General features: G+C 55.7%; 15 protein-coding genes. 14 read left to right on the forward strand and 1 reads right to left on the reverse strand.

From position 1 onward, the window contains the following. Window positions 1–118 precede the first annotated feature (118 nt). Both JLG71_RS22405 and foxA read left to right on the forward strand, forming a co-directional pair. Window positions 119–1111 carry a helix-turn-helix transcriptional regulator gene (locus JLG71_RS22405; RefSeq protein ID WP_200913829.1) on the forward strand — a complete coding sequence of 331 codons (993 nt, stop codon included), beginning with the start codon at window positions 119–121 and terminating at the stop codon, window positions 1109–1111. A 121-nt stretch (window positions 1112–1232) separates the two neighbouring features. Then, complete coding sequence (gene foxA / locus JLG71_RS22410; protein WP_086073898.1) at window positions 1233–3341, forward strand: ferrioxamine B receptor FoxA; 2109 nt, start codon at window positions 1233–1235, stop codon at window positions 3339–3341. A 42-nt stretch (window positions 3342–3383) separates the two neighbouring features. Here the strand turns inward: foxA and JLG71_RS22415 are convergent, their stop codons facing one another. Next, on the reverse strand, window positions 3384–3635 hold the full coding sequence (locus JLG71_RS22415; RefSeq protein ID WP_064358619.1) for a zinc ribbon domain-containing protein: 252 nt from the start codon (window positions 3633–3635) through the stop codon (window positions 3384–3386). A 262-nt stretch (window positions 3636–3897) separates the two neighbouring features. Here JLG71_RS22415 and gabD point away from each other — a divergent pair, with 262 nt between their 5' ends. From gabD to JLG71_RS22475, 12 genes are all read left to right on the forward strand, one after another. Continuing rightward, window positions 3898–5346 carry an NADP-dependent succinate-semialdehyde dehydrogenase gene (gabD, locus tag JLG71_RS22420; RefSeq protein ID WP_032748090.1) on the forward strand — a complete coding sequence of 483 codons (1449 nt, stop codon included), beginning with the start codon at window positions 3898–3900 and terminating at the stop codon, window positions 5344–5346. A gap of 340 nt (window positions 5347–5686) precedes the next feature. Further along, a complete protein-coding gene (locus JLG71_RS22425; RefSeq protein ID WP_014228048.1) occupies window positions 5687–7090 on the forward strand; it encodes an undecaprenyl-phosphate glucose phosphotransferase in 1404 nt (467 codons plus the stop codon). Beyond that, a complete protein-coding gene (locus tag JLG71_RS22430; protein ID WP_200913830.1) occupies window positions 7080–8366 on the forward strand; it encodes an outer membrane beta-barrel protein in 1287 nt (428 codons plus the stop codon). The genes JLG71_RS22425 and JLG71_RS22430 overlap by 11 nt, the downstream gene beginning before the upstream one ends. Next, the gene (locus JLG71_RS22435) at window positions 8363–8917 is read left to right on the forward strand and encodes a polysaccharide biosynthesis/export family protein (RefSeq protein WP_004847971.1); all 555 of its coding nucleotides are present in this window, start codon (window positions 8363–8365) and stop codon (window positions 8915–8917) included. Before JLG71_RS22430 ends, JLG71_RS22435 begins: the two co-directional genes overlap by 4 nt. A 1-nt stretch (window position 8918) precedes the next feature. Then, the gene (locus tag JLG71_RS22440; protein ID WP_200913831.1) at window positions 8919–11006 is read left to right on the forward strand and encodes a GumC family protein; all 2088 of its coding nucleotides are present in this window, start codon (window positions 8919–8921) and stop codon (window positions 11004–11006) included. A gap of 5 nt (window positions 11007–11011) precedes the next feature. Next, the gene (locus JLG71_RS22445; protein WP_014228045.1) at window positions 11012–12229 is read left to right on the forward strand and encodes a lipopolysaccharide biosynthesis protein; all 1218 of its coding nucleotides are present in this window, start codon (window positions 11012–11014) and stop codon (window positions 12227–12229) included. Next, a complete protein-coding gene (locus tag JLG71_RS22450) occupies window positions 12220–13602 on the forward strand; it encodes a hypothetical protein (protein ID WP_014837479.1) in 1383 nt (460 codons plus the stop codon). Before JLG71_RS22445 ends, JLG71_RS22450 begins: the two co-directional genes overlap by 10 nt. Then, window positions 13595–14620 (forward strand): glycosyltransferase, encoded by a 1026-nt coding sequence (locus JLG71_RS22455; protein ID WP_048261290.1) that lies wholly within the window; start codon window positions 13595–13597, stop codon window positions 14618–14620. The genes JLG71_RS22450 and JLG71_RS22455 overlap by 8 nt, the downstream gene beginning before the upstream one ends. Beyond that, complete coding sequence (locus JLG71_RS22460; protein WP_122117419.1) at window positions 14601–15815, forward strand: glycosyltransferase family 4 protein; 1215 nt, start codon at window positions 14601–14603, stop codon at window positions 15813–15815. Before JLG71_RS22455 ends, JLG71_RS22460 begins: the two co-directional genes overlap by 20 nt. After that, window positions 15812–16927, forward strand: a complete 1116-nt coding sequence (locus JLG71_RS22465; RefSeq protein WP_049080492.1) for a glycosyltransferase family 4 protein — start codon at window positions 15812–15814, stop codon at window positions 16925–16927. The genes JLG71_RS22460 and JLG71_RS22465 overlap by 4 nt, the downstream gene beginning before the upstream one ends. After that, on the forward strand, window positions 16924–17334 hold the full coding sequence (locus JLG71_RS22470; protein WP_025107261.1) for a hypothetical protein: 411 nt from the start codon (window positions 16924–16926) through the stop codon (window positions 17332–17334). The genes JLG71_RS22465 and JLG71_RS22470 overlap by 4 nt, the downstream gene beginning before the upstream one ends. A gap of 2 nt (window positions 17335–17336) precedes the next feature. Beyond that, a complete protein-coding gene (locus tag JLG71_RS22475; protein ID WP_200913832.1) occupies window positions 17337–18755 on the forward strand; it encodes a DUF4832 domain-containing protein in 1419 nt (472 codons plus the stop codon). Window positions 18756–18757: the final 2 nt, after the last annotated feature.

An 18757-nucleotide genomic window follows, 5' to 3' on the forward strand; every position in this document is an offset into this window, starting at 1 on the left:
CGCCTTCTGTGCCGCAGCGCAAAAGTTGATAATGATTCTCATCTTTATTGTCGCCCTGCCCGCGCAGTGATAAGGTGACGTCATCCGATGACGCCCCCTCTCCGGTGCCGACAACCGCATGAACAAGACAACGACGCACAACGAACCCGCCCGCCAGGCGCTGAGGAAAACCTTCTCCGTCAGCGAGTTTATGGCGTTTGGTGAACGATACGGTATCGACTACCGCTTCCCGCAGCTGCTGCAAAAGCCGGAGCCTCCGCACGCCAGCCCGGTGCTGCGGGGAGAAGTGGAAGAGATGACCCTGCCCTGCGGCATGTGCGTCACCCATTCTGATGTTCACGTATTGCAGCCTTATGAGACCACCTCTCGCCACAGTAGCCCGCTCTATATGCTGGTGGTGCTGGAAGGCTGCGTCGCGCTGACCCTCAACGGGGAGCAGCACCTGGTGCGTTCCGGGATGGCCTTCACCTCGCGCCTTAGCGAACATCAGGCCATGCGCGCCCGCCACGATGCCGACAGCCGGCTCCGTACGCTCTCCCTCGGTCTCTACCCGGACGGCACCTGGCGCGATGGCCTGCTCGATTCATTGATGCGCGAGTGGGAAAGGTGCCAGACGCCAACGCTTATCTGGCAGATACCGGGTTTTCTGCTGAGCGGACTGCAGTACGCGCAGCAGAGCGCGCTGAGTCGCGTGTCCCGACAGCTGATGCTGGAAGGGCTTATCCTGCAGCTGTTCGGTCATGGGCTGAGCGTCTGTCAGGATGAAAGCGCGAAGCACGTCGCCCCGGCGGGCGGCGAACAGCAGCGGCTGGAGAGAGTTCGCCGCCTGCTGGAGCAGGCGCCGGAAAACGACTACACCCTCAATGAGCTGGCCCAGCGGGCGGCGATGAGCTCCAGCAGCTTGCGCAGTAAGTTTCGCCAGGCCTACGGCTGTTCGGTTTTTGACTACCTGCGCGATTGCCGGCTGGCGCGGGCAAGAAGCTATCTGCTGGAGGGCTATAGCGTGCAGCAGGCGGCCTGGATGTCGGGCTACCAGCACGCCACCAACTTCTCTACCGCTTTTCGTCGGCGCTACGGCATCTCGCCCTGCGATGTGCAAAAGCCGGGCTAATCCATTTTTCCCCTTTTTGCGAAAAATAGTCAGCGGCTTTGGCAGCGCGCATACGTATCCTGGCATTGCGCATAGCTATAGACAGCATCAAAAAGGTAATAATTCTTATTAACAATTAGAAATGCCTTTGGAGATGTTCATGTTTGCGAAAACTCGCCTGGCGCTACTGGTAGGATGGGTGACCGGCGGCGTCGCCTTCCCGCTGCTGGCCCAGGAAACAACAAAAAACGAAACCATCGTGGTCACTTCGCAGATGCAGAGCGGCGCGACCAAAATTGCCACCCCGGATATAGAGACCCCGCAATCGGTGTCTATTATCACGCGCGAGCAGTTTGAAGAACAGGGCGCGATCAGCGTCCGCCAGGCCGTGAGCTATACCCCCGGGGTATACAGCAACCAGATTGGTGCCTCCAACCGCTTTGACTATATCGTCCTGCGCGGCTTCTCCGACGGCAGCCTGGATAACGTCTATCTCGACGGCCTGAAAATGATGGGCGATACCAACTCGCACAGCTCGCTGGTGGTCGATCCGTGGTTCCTGGAAAATATCGAAGTGGTGCGCGGCCCGGCCTCAGTGCTGTACGGCCGCTCTTCGCCCGGCGGCATCGTCGCCCTCACCTCGCGTAAACCCTCATTCGATCCCGGCGGGGAAATTAAGCTGTTTGCCGGGAATAACAACCAGCGCGGGGCGGCGTTTGACGTTACCGGGGCGCTGGACGATAACGATCGCGTGGCGGCGCGCTTAAGCGGCATGACCCGCTATGCAGACTCGCAGTTTGATACCTTAAAAGAGCAGCGCTACGCGATTATGCCCAGCCTGACCTGGCGCATCACCGACCAGACGCGCCTTGATTTAATGGCCTATCTGCATCGCGACCCGGAGGGCGGCAGCCACTCGGGCCTCCCCTATGAAGGTACCGTGGTGCCGCACTACGGCAAGAAAATCGCTAACACCTTCTTCGAGGGAGAAGATGACTACGACAAGTACGATCGCCGCGAAAATATGGTCGGCTACAACTTCGAGCATCTGTTTGATAACGGCTGGTCGGTGCGGCAGAAGCTGCGCTACCTGCATACCAAAGTCGAGCTGAATCAGGTTTATGCCGCGGGCTGGCTGAACGAAACCGAGCTGAACCGCGGCTATTCCGGCTCGGACGAAAAGATGAACGCCATCACCCTCGATAACCAGCTCGACGGCAGCGTCGATACCTGGGCCGTTAACCATCGCCTGCTGATAGGGATCGACTATCAGGACCGCAGCAACGACACCACCGGCTACTATGGCGCATTCCCGGCCATCGACGCCTTTAATCCGGTCTACGGCGCGAAGCCGGATTACATCACCATGTACAGCCGCGAGAAGCACAAGCTGCGCCAGACCGGCTACTATTTACAGGATCAAATGTCCTGGGAGCGCTGGCGTTTGACCCTCGGCGGGCGCTACGACCAGGTCAGCGTCTCCAACATCGATAAGCTTAATCAAACGCGCAGCGATCTGGATAAGAACAACTTCAGCACCCGCGCCGCGCTGCTGTATCTGTTCGATAACGGGTTTGCCCCGTACATCAGCTACTCCACCGCCTTTACGCCCACCAGCTTCGCCGACGAAAACGGCAACGTGCTGGATCCAATGAAAGGCAAGCAGTGGGAAGCCGGGCTGAAATATGAGCCGGAAGGAATGAACAGCCAGTTCAGCGCCTCGGTATTCCGCATCAATCAGACCAATATCGCCACCAAAGAAGAGCCGACCGATCCGTATCGTTCGATTGGTGAAATTGAGTCGAAAGGGGTGGAGCTGGAGGCGATAAGCCAGCTAACGGATAGCTTCCGCCTGCAGGCCGCCTATACCTACACCGACATTCGCTATAAGAAAAGCAGCCCGGAAGAGCAAGGCAAGCGTGCCGTTTACGCACCGCGCAATCAGGCCAGCGCCTGGCTGAGCTATGATGTGAAAAGCGGCCCGCTGGATGGCCTGACGCTGGGTTCCGGCGTGCGCTACGTCAACGGCATTACCAGCGACCGCCTGAATACGCACACTCTGCCGTCCTATACGCTGGTGGATATGGCGATCGGCTATGACCTGTCGAAGGTGGGAATTAAAGGCCTCAGCGCCCAGCTGAACGTGAATAACCTGACCGACAAGAGCTACGTTGCCGCCTGTAACTCGCTCTCTTACTGCTACTTTGGCGCAGAGCGCAGTATCGTCGGCAGCGTCTCCTGGAAGTTCTGATCGCGCTAAAAAAGCCCGGAGTGTTGCGCTCCGGGCTGCGGGTTACTCTTCCGCTTTATGGGCCCACGCGGGCATGGCCGTTAAGTAGCGCATCGCCCGCTTGCGCGCTTCCGCGGGGCCGACCTTCTGCCAGGAATCGAGGAACTCGGCCAGGCCGGAGACGGCGTCCTCCCAGGATTTAAGCTTCCCCTCGCTATCGCAGCACCAGGCGCAGTACTCGTCGCTTGCGCTTTTCGCATCCTCTGCGGACATCGGCATTCCACAGGCCTGACAAAACCGTTCTTGCTGTGACATAGAGCGCTCCTTTCTTGCGGATTGAGCATAAAAAATACCGCGTTTTTCGCCCAATAACGTCCTGCCAGCTCAAATAACCGTAAATTATACATGGTTATTATAGCCACAGCCTGGCTTGCGCCCGGCTTCCTGAACGCGTTCGACTACACTAAACAGGGACAGATGTTTGATGCCGCTGCGTCTGCCGGGAGCTTCTATAAACGGCAGGCCCAGCCGAGCCGGACGCATTCACTGCTAAAACAGTTTACGACAGGACGCAACCATGCAACTTAACGACCCTACCCTTTTTCGCCAGCAGGCGTTGATTAACGGACGCTGGCGCGACGCCAGCAGCAAAGAGACCCTCGCGGTCACGAACCCCGCCAACGGCCAGCAGCTGGGCAGCGTGCCCAAAATGGGCGCCGCAGAAACCCGCGAGGCTATCGATGCCGCCGCCGGCGCGCTGCCCGCATGGCGCGCCCTTACCGCCAAAGAACGCTCCGCTATCCTGCGCCGCTGGTTTGAGCTGATGATGGAGCATCAGGACGATTTGGCGCGCCTGATGACGCTGGAACAGGGTAAACCGCTGGCGGAAGCAAAAGGTGAAATCAGCTACGCCGCCTCCTTTATCGAGTGGTTTGCCGAAGAGGGCAAGCGCATCTACGGCGATACCATTCCCGGCCATCAGGCCGACAAGCGGCTGCTGGTGATTAAGCAGCCGATTGGCGTGACCGCCGCTATCACCCCGTGGAATTTTCCCGCGGCGATGATCACCCGTAAAGCGGGCCCGGCGCTGGCCGCAGGCTGCACGATGGTGCTCAAGCCCGCCAGCCAGACCCCGTTCTCCGCGCTGGCGCTGGCGGAGCTTGCCAACCGCGCCGGGATCCCCGAGGGCGTGTTTAACGTGGTCACCGGATCGGCCAGCGAAGTCGGCAATGAGCTCACCGGTAACCCGCTGGTGCGCAAACTCTCGTTTACCGGCTCGACGGAAATTGGCCGCCAGCTGATGGAACAGTGCGCGAAAGATATCAAGAAGGTCTCGCTGGAGCTCGGCGGCAACGCGCCGTTTATCGTTTTTGATGACGCCGATCTGGATAAAGCCGTCGAAGGCGCGCTGGCCTCCAAGTTTCGCAACGCCGGGCAGACCTGCGTCTGCGCCAACCGCCTGTATGTCCAGGATGGCGTCTACGATCGTTTCGCCGAAAAGCTTCAGCAGGCGGTGAGTAAGCTGCAAATCGGCGATGGCCTGCAGCCGAACGTCACCATCGGGCCGCTGATTGACGAGAAAGCGATCGCCAAAGTACAGGAGCATATCGCCGATGCGCTGGGCAAAGGCGCGCGGATAGTAACCGGCGGGAAAGTTCATGAGCTCGGCGGAAACTTCTTTCAGCCAACGATTCTGGTGGACGTCCCCGGTGATGCCAAAGTGGCGAAAGAAGAGACCTTTGGCCCCCTCGCCCCGCTATTCCGCTTTAAAGATGAAGCGGATGTTATTGCTCAGGCCAACGACACCGAATTCGGCCTGGCGGCCTATTTCTACGCTCGCGATCTGAGCCGCGTCTTTCGCGTCGGCGAAGCGCTGGAGTACGGCATTATCGGGATTAACACCGGCCTGATCTCCACCGAGGTCGCCCCGTTCGGCGGCGTGAAATCTTCCGGTCTCGGCCGCGAAGGGTCGAAGTATGGCATCGAGGATTACTTAGAAATCAAATACATGTGCATTGGGATTTAACCAATAAACGCGCCAGCCCCGCTGGCGCGAATTTTTTAACGCTCAAGTGCGGATCGGCCAGGAAATGTAGTCACGACGGCCGTTCGTTTGCCGCCCGGGTCTCTCCGCCCCTATTTAATCGTAACCGCCATTTTTATGCTTCAGGCAATGATAAAAATATTATTGCCCGTCAGGAAAAGTTATCTCCTCTCAGTCCGGGGCAGGTTCGACATAAGATTAATCGTAGGCTACAATAATCAACGCCGAGCTAAAGCTTAATTTTTGAATAGATTCATAGACATAAATTCAGCTTTAAAGAAGGACAGGACATCATTTTATTGACTATAAAACGAGCAAAAAGATGACGGATAGCACCATTAAAATTTACAACGCCCGCTATAGTAAGCTGATGAAGCTACTGGATTTTATTGCCGTCAACTTGTTCATTTTCGCTTATTTAAAATACTTTTTCGTCGAACCCTCAACGGCCTCTCTGTTCCTGGGCATAATATATTCACTGATTTTTATCAGAGCCAATGAACACTTTCAGCTATATTCTGGTCAGTTTAAAGGCCAGTATTTAAAAAAATTAACTAAATTATTTTTCAGCGTCAGTATAAGCGGCTTGTTATCATTTTTATTGTTTGTAAGCGCCGAATTATTACTGAACAATCACGCCAGCACAAACGCGGTGCGATTAGCTGAAATTATTGTGCTGTGCTCGATTGCCATATTTATTAGTATGTTTCTGATTCGCGTTATCTCCAGCCGCTATTTTTTCAAATCCAGACTCAAGGTGGCTATTTTAGGCATAACGCCAGCCGGGCTGGCCATCGAGCAGGCGCTGTTTAAGGAGTATACCCACGACGGGATTGACATTACCTTCTTTGAGGACCGCGCCGTGCAGCGCGACAGTCGCCTGCTCAGCATTGAGAAAAAAGGCAACTCGCGCGACCTGCTGGCGCTGGCGAAAGCCGGAGAAATCGATGAAGTCTATATTGCCCTGCCGATGGTCGCCCAGCAGCGTATTCGCCAGTTCTTGAATGAATTTTCCGACACCACCGTAGATGTGTTTCTGGTACCGGACCTCTTTTCCTACAGCTCACATATTTCTCAGCTGCGGATGTTCGGCAATATTCAGACGATCAGCATTTTTACCTCACCATTTGAAGGCGAAGGCGCGGTACTCAAGCGTATCGAAGATATCGTGCTTGGCGCTTTTTTTACCCTGGTCAGCCTGCCGGTCATGCTGGCGGTGGCGATCGGCATTAAGCTGACTTCGCCGGGCCCGGTGCTGTTTAAACAAAACCGTTACGGCCTGAACGGTAAACAGATCCCCGTCTGGAAGTTCAGAACCATGCGCGTGATGGAAAACAGCGCGGTAGTGACCCAGGCAACGCGTAACGATCCGCGCATTACCCGCTTCGGCGCCTTTTTACGTAAAACCTCTCTTGACGAACTGCCGCAGTTTTTTAACGTGCTGCAGGGAACCATGTCGATAGTGGGCCCACGCCCTCACGCGGTCGCGCATAATGAGCAGTATCGCGTGCTGGTGGAAAATTACATGATCCGCCATAAAGTGAAGCCCGGCATTACCGGGCTGGCGCAAATACACGGTTTTCGCGGCGAAACCGACACGATTGATAAAATGGAAAAACGCATTCAGTACGATCTGGAATATATTCAGTCGTGGTCGCTGCTGCTGGACATTAAAATTGTGTTTTTAACGTTTTTCCGCGGATTTGTGGGGAAGAATGCGTTCTGAACTCACTTTCCTCGCAGGTTTGCTGGCGATGCCTTACGCATGGGCTGACCTGCAGGCAAAACCACATACCAGTGTGGCTGGCATCGATTTCGAGAGCCAGGTGGGTTATGACGTCGGTTACAATGACAACGTGACCTGGCAACGCTACGGCGGGAATGAAATCGGCTCCGCTTATCAAGGCGTTAAGCCGATTTTCAAAGCCATCGGCGAGCGCTACGAGGACCGCTATTTACTGATGTACTCCGGCGATTACCGCCGCTACGCCAGCGATAGCGCAGATAACCGCGACAACCATTTTTTTATGTTTAACGGCAAGTGGCGCTTCGGCAGCATGCACGGGCTGTCGTTGGATCTCGATGAAACGTTCGGCCATGAAGAGCGCGGCCGCGATACCACCGAGGGGTTTCTCCCCGAGCAGTTTAAAGAGTTTGGCATTAATAAGCCCATCGCCACGCGCTTCTTTAACAGTGAACTGCGCTATAGCTACGGGGCGCCGGAAGGGCGCGGTAAAGCAGAAGTTGCGCTAATGCATAAGCAGCTGCGCTTTCGCAATCTCGACAGCATTGAGGACGCCAGCGCCGACTTTCATTACTACATGCACGATCAGGAGTGGCATGAAAACAGCCTGGTCGCCGAGCTTTTTGATCAAAAAGCCAAAACGCTGCGCTATCGCTACAGTTTTATTACCAACCAGCGTCGCTATGAACTCAACCCGTTAAAAGACAGTAATGAATATTATCTGCTGGTCGGCATGAAAAATCGTCTTTCCGGCAAGACCGAGATCAACGGCAACGTCGCCTGGCTGTATAAAGATTTTATCCATAATCCCGACTCGCAGGGATTCAACGGCCTGAACTGGGATATTAACGCCGACTGGAAACCGCTTGAACAGATAAAGCTCAACCTACACAGTTCACAACGAATAAAAGATCCCACCGACTCCGGCGGCTATATTCTGGTATCAAATTTCGGTCTGGGCTATGAGCACCACTGGCTGGTCGACAGGTTCTCCACTCTGGTTGATTACTCTTATATTACAGAGGATTACAAACACCAGACCAACGGACGCAAAGATCGATCAAACCTCGTTTCGCTCACCTTCAACTACGACTACCGTCCATCCGTTAATTTTCAGCTGAAGCTGCAATGGAACACGATGCATTCTAATAAAGAAAAAGATGCCTTTTATATTGGCCCGGACTATGACCATGAGGTCGAGCGCACGCTGGGCTACAACGACTCGGCCATTATTTTTATGACGCAGGTACAAATATGATCCTTAGCTATGGAAAACGGGCGGTGATTTCTCTTCTGGCGCTATGGCTGGCGGGCTGTTCGGCGCCGCCGCAGACAATCCGAACGCCGCCGGATGCCGTTTATCATCTGGACCAGGGAGATGAGATCAATATCGCGGTTTCCGGCGAACAGGATCTCACTATGCGCGTAAAAATCGATAATAGCGGCAGCGTTGATTATCCTTATATAGGCTCCCTGATGCTGAAAGGGAAAACGCCTGAACAGGTCGGCAACGAAATTGCCGATAAGCTGCGCGGTAACTATCTGCAGGCGCCAATGGTGACCGTAAGCATTGCCGAATACCGTAAAATTTATCTGTTAGGCGAAGTCAAAAAACCGGACGGTTACGCCTGGGAACCGGGCTTAACCGCTGAAAAAGCCATTGCGCTGGCCGGCGGGTTTACCGATCGCGCCGATCGCCATGACATCCGCATTCGTCAGTTTCGCAGCGGTAAACTGCTGGAAAACGTCGCCGCCGACTCCGCCGTACAGGCCGGAGATACCATCATCATTGGCATGAGTTTCTTCTGATATGGCTATTTCATTAGTTGAAAATGGAAAGAAGAAAGAAGGCTTTATCGACTTCACGCCTTATTTCAACAAAATTAAGCACAAGCTGATCTGGTGCCTGGTAGTGGTGGTGGTGGCTGCCGCGGCGTCGTGGATCCTGACGCGCTTTATGTCATCCAGCTATACCGCAACCGCGACGGTGCTGTTTAAAGCGCAGTCGCAGGATGTTACCCCCCTGCCGCGGCTGGAAAACTATGATTCCACCCGCAGCGATTACTATGAAACCAAATACGCGCTGATGGGCTCCCGCGTCGTGCTGGAAGCCGCGGTAAAAGCGCTAAAGCTGGATCGGGACCCGGAATTTAACGGCGGGGACAATCTTGATGAGGCCGCACGGGTCAATAATGCGCTGCGCGCCCTGCAAAAAAACCTGACCATCTCCGGCGTGCGCACCACGCAGCTAGTATCCGTTTCGATGGAGGCGAAATCGCCGCAAAAAGCCGCCGATATCGCCAACGGCGTGGCGCAGGCGTTTATCGATTACAGCCTGGCGCAGAAGCAGAAAATCTTACTTCAGGCCCAGGGCTGGAACGAGAAAATGATGGACGATCTGCGCGATAAGCTCGATCGCCAGAAAGCCGACATCGATGATTTTCTCAAACAAAACGGCCTGCTGACCTTTCGCAGCATGGATGGCTACGAGACCGAGCGCCTGGGGATCGTGATTAACCATCTGGCCGACGCCACCCAGCGCCGTCTGAAAGCGCAAACGGTGTGGGACAAAGTGCGCCGTCAGCAGGGAAAAGCGCCGGAAGCCATCATCTCGCTGCCGGAAATTTCCGGTCATCCGCAGATTCAGGATCTGCGTATCGCGCTGATCCAGACGCGGCGTAACTTATCGGAAGCGGCAAAACACTATGGCCCTAAGCATCCGAAATATCTTCAGGCTCAGGCCCAGCTGCAGGTCGTCAACGGGCAGATAGGCCAGGTGTTGGGGGAACTACTTAACGGCTTACGCCAGCAGTATCAGATTGCGCTGGACGATGAGCAGCACTATCAGAAGATGCTCGACGATCAGAAAGCCGACTTCCAGGCGCTGGGCGCCAAGCGCGACAAATACAACACCATGATGACCGCGCTGAACAAAACCGAAGAGCTGTATAAATCGCTGTATCAGCGGGCGAATGAGCAGAAGCTCTCCGAGAGCTTTTCGGTTCCCGATGAAGTGATCTACGATGCCGCCGTGCCGCCAAATCTTCCTTCTAAACCGCAGCGCGGTCTGCTTATCGTGATGGCGACCCTGATGGCGCTGGCGCTGTACATCATGTACCTGATAGTCAGCACCGCGCTCGACAAAACGGTGAACAGCATCAGCGAACTCAAAGCCAAAACGGGCCTTGATGCCAGCGGTGAGTTTCCGCTGTTGCCTCAGGCGAACAGCGCGAAGCTGACGTTCCAGAACCTGCTGTATGCCGATATGCTCCACAGCCTGCGCCTGGCGCTGCTCGGCCAGAATACTCATAGCGGGACGATACTGGTAACCTCGGCGCAGGCCGATGCCGGCAGCAGCCTGATTGCCGAAATGCTGGCGTGGTCCGCCGCTAAGTCAGGCAAAACCTTGCTCATCGATATAGATTATCTGGCAAGCGCGGGGCTCTCCGCGCGCTATCCTCAGCATAAAACAGGGTTCAGCGAGCGTCTTGATGGCCGCAGCGCCGCGTCCCAGGCGGTGGCCCCCCTTTCCGAGACGCTGGATTTTATGCCGCGAGGCGAACTCAGCGACTCAGCCCTGCTGCTGCTCACCTCTGAGCGGCTCCCGGCGCTGCTGACGACGCTGCGGCAGACCTACGATTATCTGATTATTGATGCGCCATCGCTCGGGCTGGCCCAGGACGCCCTGCTGCTGGCGCCGCACGTCGATATCAGCCTGCTGGTGGTCAACGCAGGCGAGCAGGCGTCGCGCATCCGCGACGCGCAACATCGTCTGCAAGCCGCCGCGCCAACGCCTGTCGCCACCATGCTTAACCGGGTGCAAGAAGAGAACCTGGAGACGCAGGAGGGCAAACGCCTGCCCGAGCGCGGCATGGGCGAACTGATTTCACCGAAGTAGCGATTATGAACTTAATTAAGAGTATTTCTTCAATCGCCAGCTCCTCGGTCCTCTCGCAGGCGATCGGCGCTTTTTCCGTGTGGCTGATTTCCCATCGCTACGGCATGGCGGAAGTCGGGCACTATGCGATGATCTACAGCAACGTGCTGATTGGCGCGCAGGTTTGCACCTTTGCGTCGCAGCTGCTGATCCCGCGCCAGGAAGAGCATGAGCTGGGGCAGAACGTGGTGTTTTGCCTGCTGCAAAGCCTGCTTCTGGCGCTGCCGTGGGCGGTCATCACCGGACTGATATTCCATCTCAATATCGCGTTTCTCTACCTGCTCACCTTCGGCTATGCGCTGGTTTTGATCGCCGAGAACCTCTCGCTGCGCGGCGGTAACTATCAGTTCCTCACCTTCCAGCGTATCGCCGTGTCGCTGGTGGTGGCGATAGCTCTGCTGGCGATGCCGAATACCACGCTGTTCTATATTGCCTGGATGGCGGGCATTTTGCTGCTGCTCGGCCTCTGCCTGCTGCGTTTGTTTCGCTTCAGCACCCTGACGCCGGCGCACTTTTCACCGCGAGCGAACGGCCTTTTTGCGCGCCAGCACTGGCAGCACCTCAGCCGCGTCGGCAGCGCGGAAGTGCTGGCGATGGCCAGCAATAACCTGCCGACGATGTTGATAAATATCTGGTTTTCACCGCTGGTCGCGGGCTATTTCTCGGTGGTGAGCCGCTTCTGTTTATCACCGGTGATGATTGTCGGTAACGCGGTGCGCAACTCCATCTTTTCAAAATGGTCGATGGATTTTCGCAACGGCACCTTTAACTATCCGGAGTACAAAAAGATTCGCCTGCTGCTGATGGCCGCGGCGCTGATCTGTATCCTTGGGATCTGGATTTTCTATCCGCTGGTCATGCGCCTGGGCTTCAGTCAGGAGTGGCTCAATTCCATTCCAACCTCACGCTATATGCTGCCCTATCTGTTCGCCGCGCTGGCCGTCAGTCCGCTGACCGTTATTGAGCTTATCTTTGGTTCTAAACGCTATTTTTTACGCATTCAGATCGAGCAGCTGCTGATTATTATCGTCGCTTTTATCGCGCTGCCTGAATTGGGCCAGCGCTATGAGATAGCCCTCCTGACGTTCTCCGTGCTGACCAGCATTCGCTATCTGTTCATCCTGCTGAAAATGAACAAACGGGCGCTACAGCTCTCCCGGCAGGAGCAGAAAATATGCAGCTAAACACTGGTCGCTATCTGGAGGTATTCGCGCTGACGACCATCGTCTTCTGCGGCACGATTCAGTATTTCACCGGCGTGGCAGCCGTGCTGTGGCTCCCCTTTTTCATGGTGCTGGTGATGGTGGTCCTGCTGATGATGCAAAGCCGGCCGCAGCCGCTGGCGCTTAGCGCGCGCGAGAAGGTGGTGCTGGCGCTGTATCTGACGTTTATCATCCTTAGCCTCTGCGCCACGGTTTTACAATCCGGCATCGTTACCGCCATCGTCGGCTTCAAAAATGAACTGGCCCTGTCGCTGGTGATGTTTTGCATGCTGCTCGGCATGTTTCGCGAGTCGCAGCTGCACCGCCTGACCCGGCTATTTTACTGGCTGTTCTACGTCCAGTTCCCGCTGGCTATCTATCAGGTGCTGGTGGTGGTGCCAAAACGCGTGGCTTTGCGCGGCGAGGATGAAAAGTGGGATTCGGTGGTCGGCACGTTTGGCGGCGACCCGATGGGCGGCGGCAATACCGCGGCTATGGGGATGTTCTGCCTGCTGATTATGCTGCTGAAGGTGTCCGAATTTAAGCACGGTATCTGCTCGTTCAAGTCGATGGCGGCGCATATCGTGCTGGCCTTTTTCCTCTGCGTGGTGGGCGAGGTAAAATTCGTGATTCTGCTGTCGCCTTTCTTACTGGCGCTGCTGTGGATTATGCCCGCTTACGTCAGCGGCATCAGCAAAGTCACCCTGCGCTCGTTGATGATTATCGCCGCCGGAATGGTGGTGCTAATTTTTGCCGCTATCACCATTCTGGCGTCCAATTACTCGTCGGCCTTCGGCGGGGACCCGACCAAAAGCGCGCTCTCGGTATTTATCGATTCCCTCGGCTATATCTTTGATACCAATTACATTATGGAAAGCGGCGAGCTCGGCCGTTTTACCACTATTTTCTTCTGGCTCCAGCATAACGAGCTTTTTGGCCCCGGCGGGATGCTGTTTGGCTACGGTCTGAACGCCACCAACAGCGGCAGTACCGTCTCCCCCGGCTATATTGGCGCCTGGTATCATCTGATACTCGACTCCACCGCGCTGAGCATGATGCTGTGGGAAGTCGGTATTATCGGCGTGATCTTATTTATCGCCATGATTGCCGCTATTCTCATCGGCATGCGGCCCAAAGAGACCTTTTCCCGCTACGATCTCAAACGGGAAGATTTACAGCTGCTCAGCTCCGCGCCTGCGTTTTACGTCTTTGCCATTGGCTGTTTGCTCAGCCTTCCCTACAGCCAGATCCTGATGATCATTCCCATGCTACAGTTTTTATTATGGCTGGCCCTCGGGGCGCTTATTGTCATTCATCGTTCCGTCCGTCTGAACTCCGGTACCCAATATGAATAAAACGCCATCAATTACCGTCAGCATTAAGACCCTCAACGAAGCGCAGGGTATTGAAAAAACGATCGACAGCGTCCGCAAGCAATTGCAGCCTTACCCGCATCAGATTATCGTCGCCGATAGCCTGTCCACCGATAATACCCGCGAGCTGGCCGTCGCCAAAGACGCGATGGTGGTCTGCCTCGATAACGCGAAAGATCGCTGCTGCGGCGTGGGCCACCAGCTGGGCTGGTTATTCAGCGAAGGGGACTATCTGCTGCTGCTGGACGGCGATATGGAGCTGGAGCCGGGTTTTCTCGACACCGCGGTGGCGTTTCTTGAAACGCATCCCGAATATGCGGGCGTGGCGGGCAGCGTCGAGATGGATGACGCCGCTAACTATGAGTTTAAATCGCGCAAGCAGCGTCTGCATCTTATCTATCCGCAGGGCGATACCGATCATCTTGGCGGCGGCGGCCTTTACCGCCGTTCGGCAATCGAGAAAATTGGCTATCTGACCAATCTTAACCTTCACGGTTATGAAGAAGCCGAATTGGGGATCCGCTTGCAGGCCGCGGGCTATAAACTCCACCGCCTCGCCGCGCCCTATTTTAGCCATGCGTCCTATACCATGCCGACATTTAAAATGTTGACCTATCGCTGGAAGAACGGTTTTTTATGGGCGCCGGGTGAGCTATTACGCAACTGCTGGGGGAAAAAGCATTTCCCCGCCGCGCTTAAGATTGTTCGCAACGAACTGATATTCACGCTGTATATCCTGGTATTGATTATTTGCCTCCTGTCGTTCAATCCCGGTGTGATTATTATCGCCCTGCTTCCGCTGCTGGCGTTTATCGCGCTGAAGGCGATTAAAAATAAGTCGCTGCGGGACGGCCTCCAGAGCGTGATCAACTTATCGTTATTTTCCGCAGGTATGGTGCGAGGCCTGCTTAACTCCGTTCGCGATCCGCTGAAACAACCCGCCGTGACCGTCTCCAACCCAAAACATATCCAGACAGAACATGAAAATATTATTCGTTAATAAATTCTTTTTTATTAAGGGCGGAGCGGAAACCGTTTTTTTCCAGGAGCGAGACGCCATGCTGCAAGCGGGCTATCAGGTTGTCGACTTCAGCATGCAGCATGCGGAAAATAAGCCTTCGCCCTGGGAAAGCTTCTTCGTACATAACGTGGATTATCATCAAAGCCACGGGCTGACGGGCAAGCTCAAAGCGGGCATCGACTTTATCTACAACGCTGAGGCCTGCAATAAACTCAACACCCTGCTGCTGGAGCAGCGCCCGGATATTGTGCACTTTCATAATATCTACCACCAGCTGACGCCCGCCTTGATTGGCGTCGCTAAGCGCTTTGGCTGCAAAACCGTACTGACGGCGCACGATTATAAAATCGTCTGCCCATCGTACACCATGCTACGCGATGGCCACGTCTGCGATGACTGTCTTACCGGTTCGGTGAGCAATGCCTTTCGCCATCGTTGCCAGCAGGGCGATACCTTTAAAAGCCTGCTGCTCTCGCTTGAGGCCTACTGGCAAAAGTTCGCGCAAAATTACGCCATGCTCGATTGCATTATCGCTCCCAGCGAATTTATGCGTCAGACGCTGCTGCGTAAATTACCCAGATCGCGGATCGATGTGATCGTCAACGGTATTGATGCCAGCACCACGATCCCGGGCGATACGGCGGGGGATTATTTCCTCTATATCGGCCGCTTGAGCCGTGAGAAAGGCGTGGCCACCCTGGCGCTGGCGCAGCAAAAAATGCAGCAGTCCATGCCGCTGAAAATCGTCGGCGATGGCCCTCTCGGCAGCGACCTGCGCGCCCGCTTTAGCGGTCCGGAATTTCTCGGCTATATGCGCCACGGAGACGCGCTCAACGCGTTGATTCGCGGCGCGCGGGCGGTGATCGTCCCTTCCGAATATTATGAAAACTGCTCGATGTCGGTGCTGGAGGCCATGGCGTTCGGTCGCCCCGTCGTCGGCGGCAATATCGGCGGCATTCCGGAGCAAATTCGCGATGGCATTGATGGCTATCTGGTGGAACCCGGGGATGCCGACGCGCTGGCGCGCATCATGGATAGCCTGGCCGCCAATCCGCAGCAGGCGCGTGAAATGGGCATCAACGCACGCCAGCGTTTAGAGGAGAAATACGATCTCGCCCGGCATATGCAGGTTCTGCAGGAACTCTATCAGCAGCTCGTGGGGGAAACGAAATGAAGCTCAAAGTGACGGTGCTTGGCACCCGCGGTATTCCGAACGTCCAGGGCGGCGTTGAGACCCACTGCCAGAATCTCTATCCGGAAATCTATCACCAGAATCACGCCGATATCTGCGTCATTGCCCGCTCACCGTACGTGGACTATCGCCGTAGCGAATATAAAGGCGTGCGGTTGAAAAGCCTGTGGGCGCCCAAAAGCCGTAAATTCGAAGCCATTATTCACTCTACGCTGGCCGCCTTCACTACCCTGTTTGACGGCTCAAATGTGGTTCACGTTCACGCGGTCGGCCCTGGCCTGGTGGTCCCGCTGCTGCGCCTGCTCGGCAAGCGCGTCGTTTTTACCCACCACGGCCCGGACTACGATCGCCAGAAGTGGGGCAAAATGGCGAAAGAGATGCTGCGCCTCGGTGAGAAATGGGCGGTGAAATATGCCAACGAGGTTATTGTTATCTCGGAAGTGATTAATACGCTGATTAAGACCAAACACGGCCGTACCAACGCTAACGTGATCTATAACGGCGTGCGCCAACCGCAGCTTCCCGCCGAAGAGACGCGACGGGCCACGCTGAATCAGTATTCGCTGGAAGCCGGGCAATACGTTGTCGCCGTCGCCCGTTTTGTGGAAGAAAAAGGACTGCACGATCTGCTTGCCGCCTACAAAGCCTCGAACTGTTCGCTGCCGCTGGTGCTGATTGGCGATGCCGACCATCCCGATGAGTACAGCGAGCGGCTGAAGAAGCAGGCGGCCGAAACCCCGGGAGCGATCATGACCGGTTTTATTAGCGGCGATCCGCTGCACACTTTGTTCTCACAGGCCGGGCTTTTTGTTCTACCGTCTTATCACGAAGGGCTGCCCATTGCCCTGCTGGAAGCCATGTCCTGGTCACTGCCGGTTATCGTCAGCGATATTCCGGCCAACCTCGAGATTGGCCTGCCTGCCGAGGTCTATTTTCCGACGGGCAATGTCGCCGCGCTGGCGCAAAAGCTCCAGTCCTGGCGCGGCGAGGAGACCGCGGATTACAGCCAACTTATGCCCAAATACCGCTGGCCGGACATTGCGGCAAAAACCGCTCAGGTCTATCAGCGTTTAATGAATAAGAGTCAACCGTGACTAAATCAACATCCGACCTGGTCGTCGAGCGCTTTTATTCCGCGCTTGACCCGGAAACAGAAACCTCACTCACGCCGGAACAAAAGCGCGGTATTGAACAGGCGCTGGTGAGAGCGAGCCTGGCCTCGCGCCATCGCATTGATTTTCGCCATAGTTTTCCTTTTCTGCATCGCCGCTATTTCGTGGTCTTTTTATGCGGCCGCGATCTGCGCAAAATTCCGCGAGAGAGTACGCTGCTCGGGCGTATATTCTCCACCCTGGCGATTACCATCGCCGTGCTGTTCGCCATTCTTGCGGTGCTGCTGGCGCTCTATATGCTGAAATCCGCGCTGGGTATCGATGTGTTTAAAAACTTCCACGTCGGTATCTGGACGTGGTTTGTGAACCTCCACGATAAAGTGAATTAACGATGAGCTCTTTTTCGCTGCGCCGCGCCGCGCGCCTTGTGGCGCTACTGCTGGCCGGAGTCATACCCTCAGCGGCAGTGCTGGCTGAACGCACGGTTATCACCCCGCCGGCCTTTACCGGTCTGTTGACGAACCCAGGGATCGGCGTGGCCAGTTTCCACGATGGTTATGGTCAGAAACCCTCTCTGAAAGAGTATCCGGACACCGGGTTTGAATACGATCGCTTTTACTGGAGCGATCTGGAGCCTGAAGAAGGCGTCTATGATTTTGCGCCGATCGATCGTGCTTTCAGCGTCGCCGCCCAGCATCAGCCGGCGATGAACGTCGGATTGCGTTTCATGGCGCTCGATGAACCGCAATCGGGCTCGAAAATCCCCGCCTGGCTTATCAAAAAAGGCATTCAGGGACAATGGGTCGAAAATGGCAAAACCTTTGTGCCGGACCTCAGCGATCCGACCTTTATCGCCTATGCGCAAAAGCTGCTTAACGCCCTCGGCGCGCGTTATGACGGCAATCCGAACCTCGGGTTTGTCGATATCGGCATGGTGGGTTCGTGGGGGGAATGGCACAACTCCAATTTCCCTGACGTTGCGCCGTTGCTGGAAAAGTACGCTCCGGAGCAGCTCAATCGCTACATTGATATGCACTTCAGCAGCTTCCCGAAAACGCCCAAAATCATGTTAATCAGCGGCGGTAATTCGCTGGTCTGGGCCAGCCAAAAAGGCGCGGGGTGGCGTGCGGATTGCTGGGGAGACTGGCATAACTTTTCCGCAGAGTGGAGCCATATGCGCGATGATTATCCTCAACGCCTGGCCGCGGCGCAGACGGCGTGGTCCGGGTTTAATGATAGCTGGCAGCACGCCCCCGTTAGCCTGGAAATTTGCGGTTATATGGCGGAGTGGGAAAGCGTGCAGCACTATACCCGCGAAGAGGTCCAGGCAAGCTTCGACTGGGCATTAGCGCAGCACGCCAGTACCTTGAATCTGAAATCGCGTCCGGTGCCGGCAGCGTATCGCGATATCGTTGATAGCGCGTTATTGCGAATCGGCTACCGCTACCGGGTGGGTCAGCTGGAATGGGATACGCCCGTACGCAGCGGCATGCCGCTTACGCTAAACGTCACCTGGCGTAACGACGGCGTCGCGCCAGCCTATCTCCCGTACCTTGTGCAATGGCGGATAGTCAATGACGCCGGAACGACCGTTACGCAAATCAAAACGGCGGATGACGTTCGCCAGTGGCTGCCCGGCGATCATCACAGCAGCGCTACGCTGCCGCTGCCTGCCGGACTCCCGGGCGGCCAATATCGTCTGGAAGCGGCCCTGACCAATTATCAGGGCCAGCCGCGTATTCAACTCGCTAACGAAGGTAAAACCGGTGATGGATGGTATTCACTGGCTTCGTTTAACCTTAAGGAATAACC

This window comes from Klebsiella michiganensis (assembly GCF_015139575.1).
GTDB lineage: Bacteria > Pseudomonadota > Gammaproteobacteria > Enterobacterales > Enterobacteriaceae > Klebsiella > Klebsiella michiganensis.

Bases quoted from the DNA above. Each gene is read 5' to 3' on its own strand.
- JLG71_RS22405 (WP_200913829.1), top strand. From the start codon at position 119: ATGAACAAGACAACGACGCACAACGAACCCGCCCGCCAGGCGCTGAGG.
- foxA (WP_086073898.1), top strand. From the start codon at position 1,233: ATGCCTTTGGAGATGTTCATGTTTGCGAAAACTCGCCTGGCGCTACTG.
- JLG71_RS22415 (WP_064358619.1), bottom strand. From the start codon at position 3,635: ATGTCACAGCAAGAACGGTTTTGTCAGGCCTGTGGAATGCCGATGTCC.
- gabD (WP_032748090.1), top strand. From the start codon at position 3,898: ATGCAACTTAACGACCCTACCCTTTTTCGCCAGCAGGCGTTGATTAAC.
- JLG71_RS22425 (WP_014228048.1), top strand. From the start codon at position 5,687: ATGACGGATAGCACCATTAAAATTTACAACGCCCGCTATAGTAAGCTG.
- JLG71_RS22430 (WP_200913830.1), top strand. From the start codon at position 7,080: ATGCGTTCTGAACTCACTTTCCTCGCAGGTTTGCTGGCGATGCCTTAC.
- JLG71_RS22435 (WP_004847971.1), top strand. From the start codon at position 8,363: ATGATCCTTAGCTATGGAAAACGGGCGGTGATTTCTCTTCTGGCGCTA.
- JLG71_RS22440 (WP_200913831.1), top strand. From the start codon at position 8,919: ATGGCTATTTCATTAGTTGAAAATGGAAAGAAGAAAGAAGGCTTTATC.
- JLG71_RS22445 (WP_014228045.1), top strand. From the start codon at position 11,012: ATGAACTTAATTAAGAGTATTTCTTCAATCGCCAGCTCCTCGGTCCTC.
- JLG71_RS22450 (WP_014837479.1), top strand. From the start codon at position 12,220: ATGCAGCTAAACACTGGTCGCTATCTGGAGGTATTCGCGCTGACGACC.
- JLG71_RS22455 (WP_048261290.1), top strand. From the start codon at position 13,595: ATGAATAAAACGCCATCAATTACCGTCAGCATTAAGACCCTCAACGAA.
- JLG71_RS22460 (WP_122117419.1), top strand. From the start codon at position 14,601: ATGAAAATATTATTCGTTAATAAATTCTTTTTTATTAAGGGCGGAGCG.
- JLG71_RS22465 (WP_049080492.1), top strand. From the start codon at position 15,812: ATGAAGCTCAAAGTGACGGTGCTTGGCACCCGCGGTATTCCGAACGTC.
- JLG71_RS22475 (WP_200913832.1), top strand. From the start codon at position 17,337: ATGAGCTCTTTTTCGCTGCGCCGCGCCGCGCGCCTTGTGGCGCTACTG.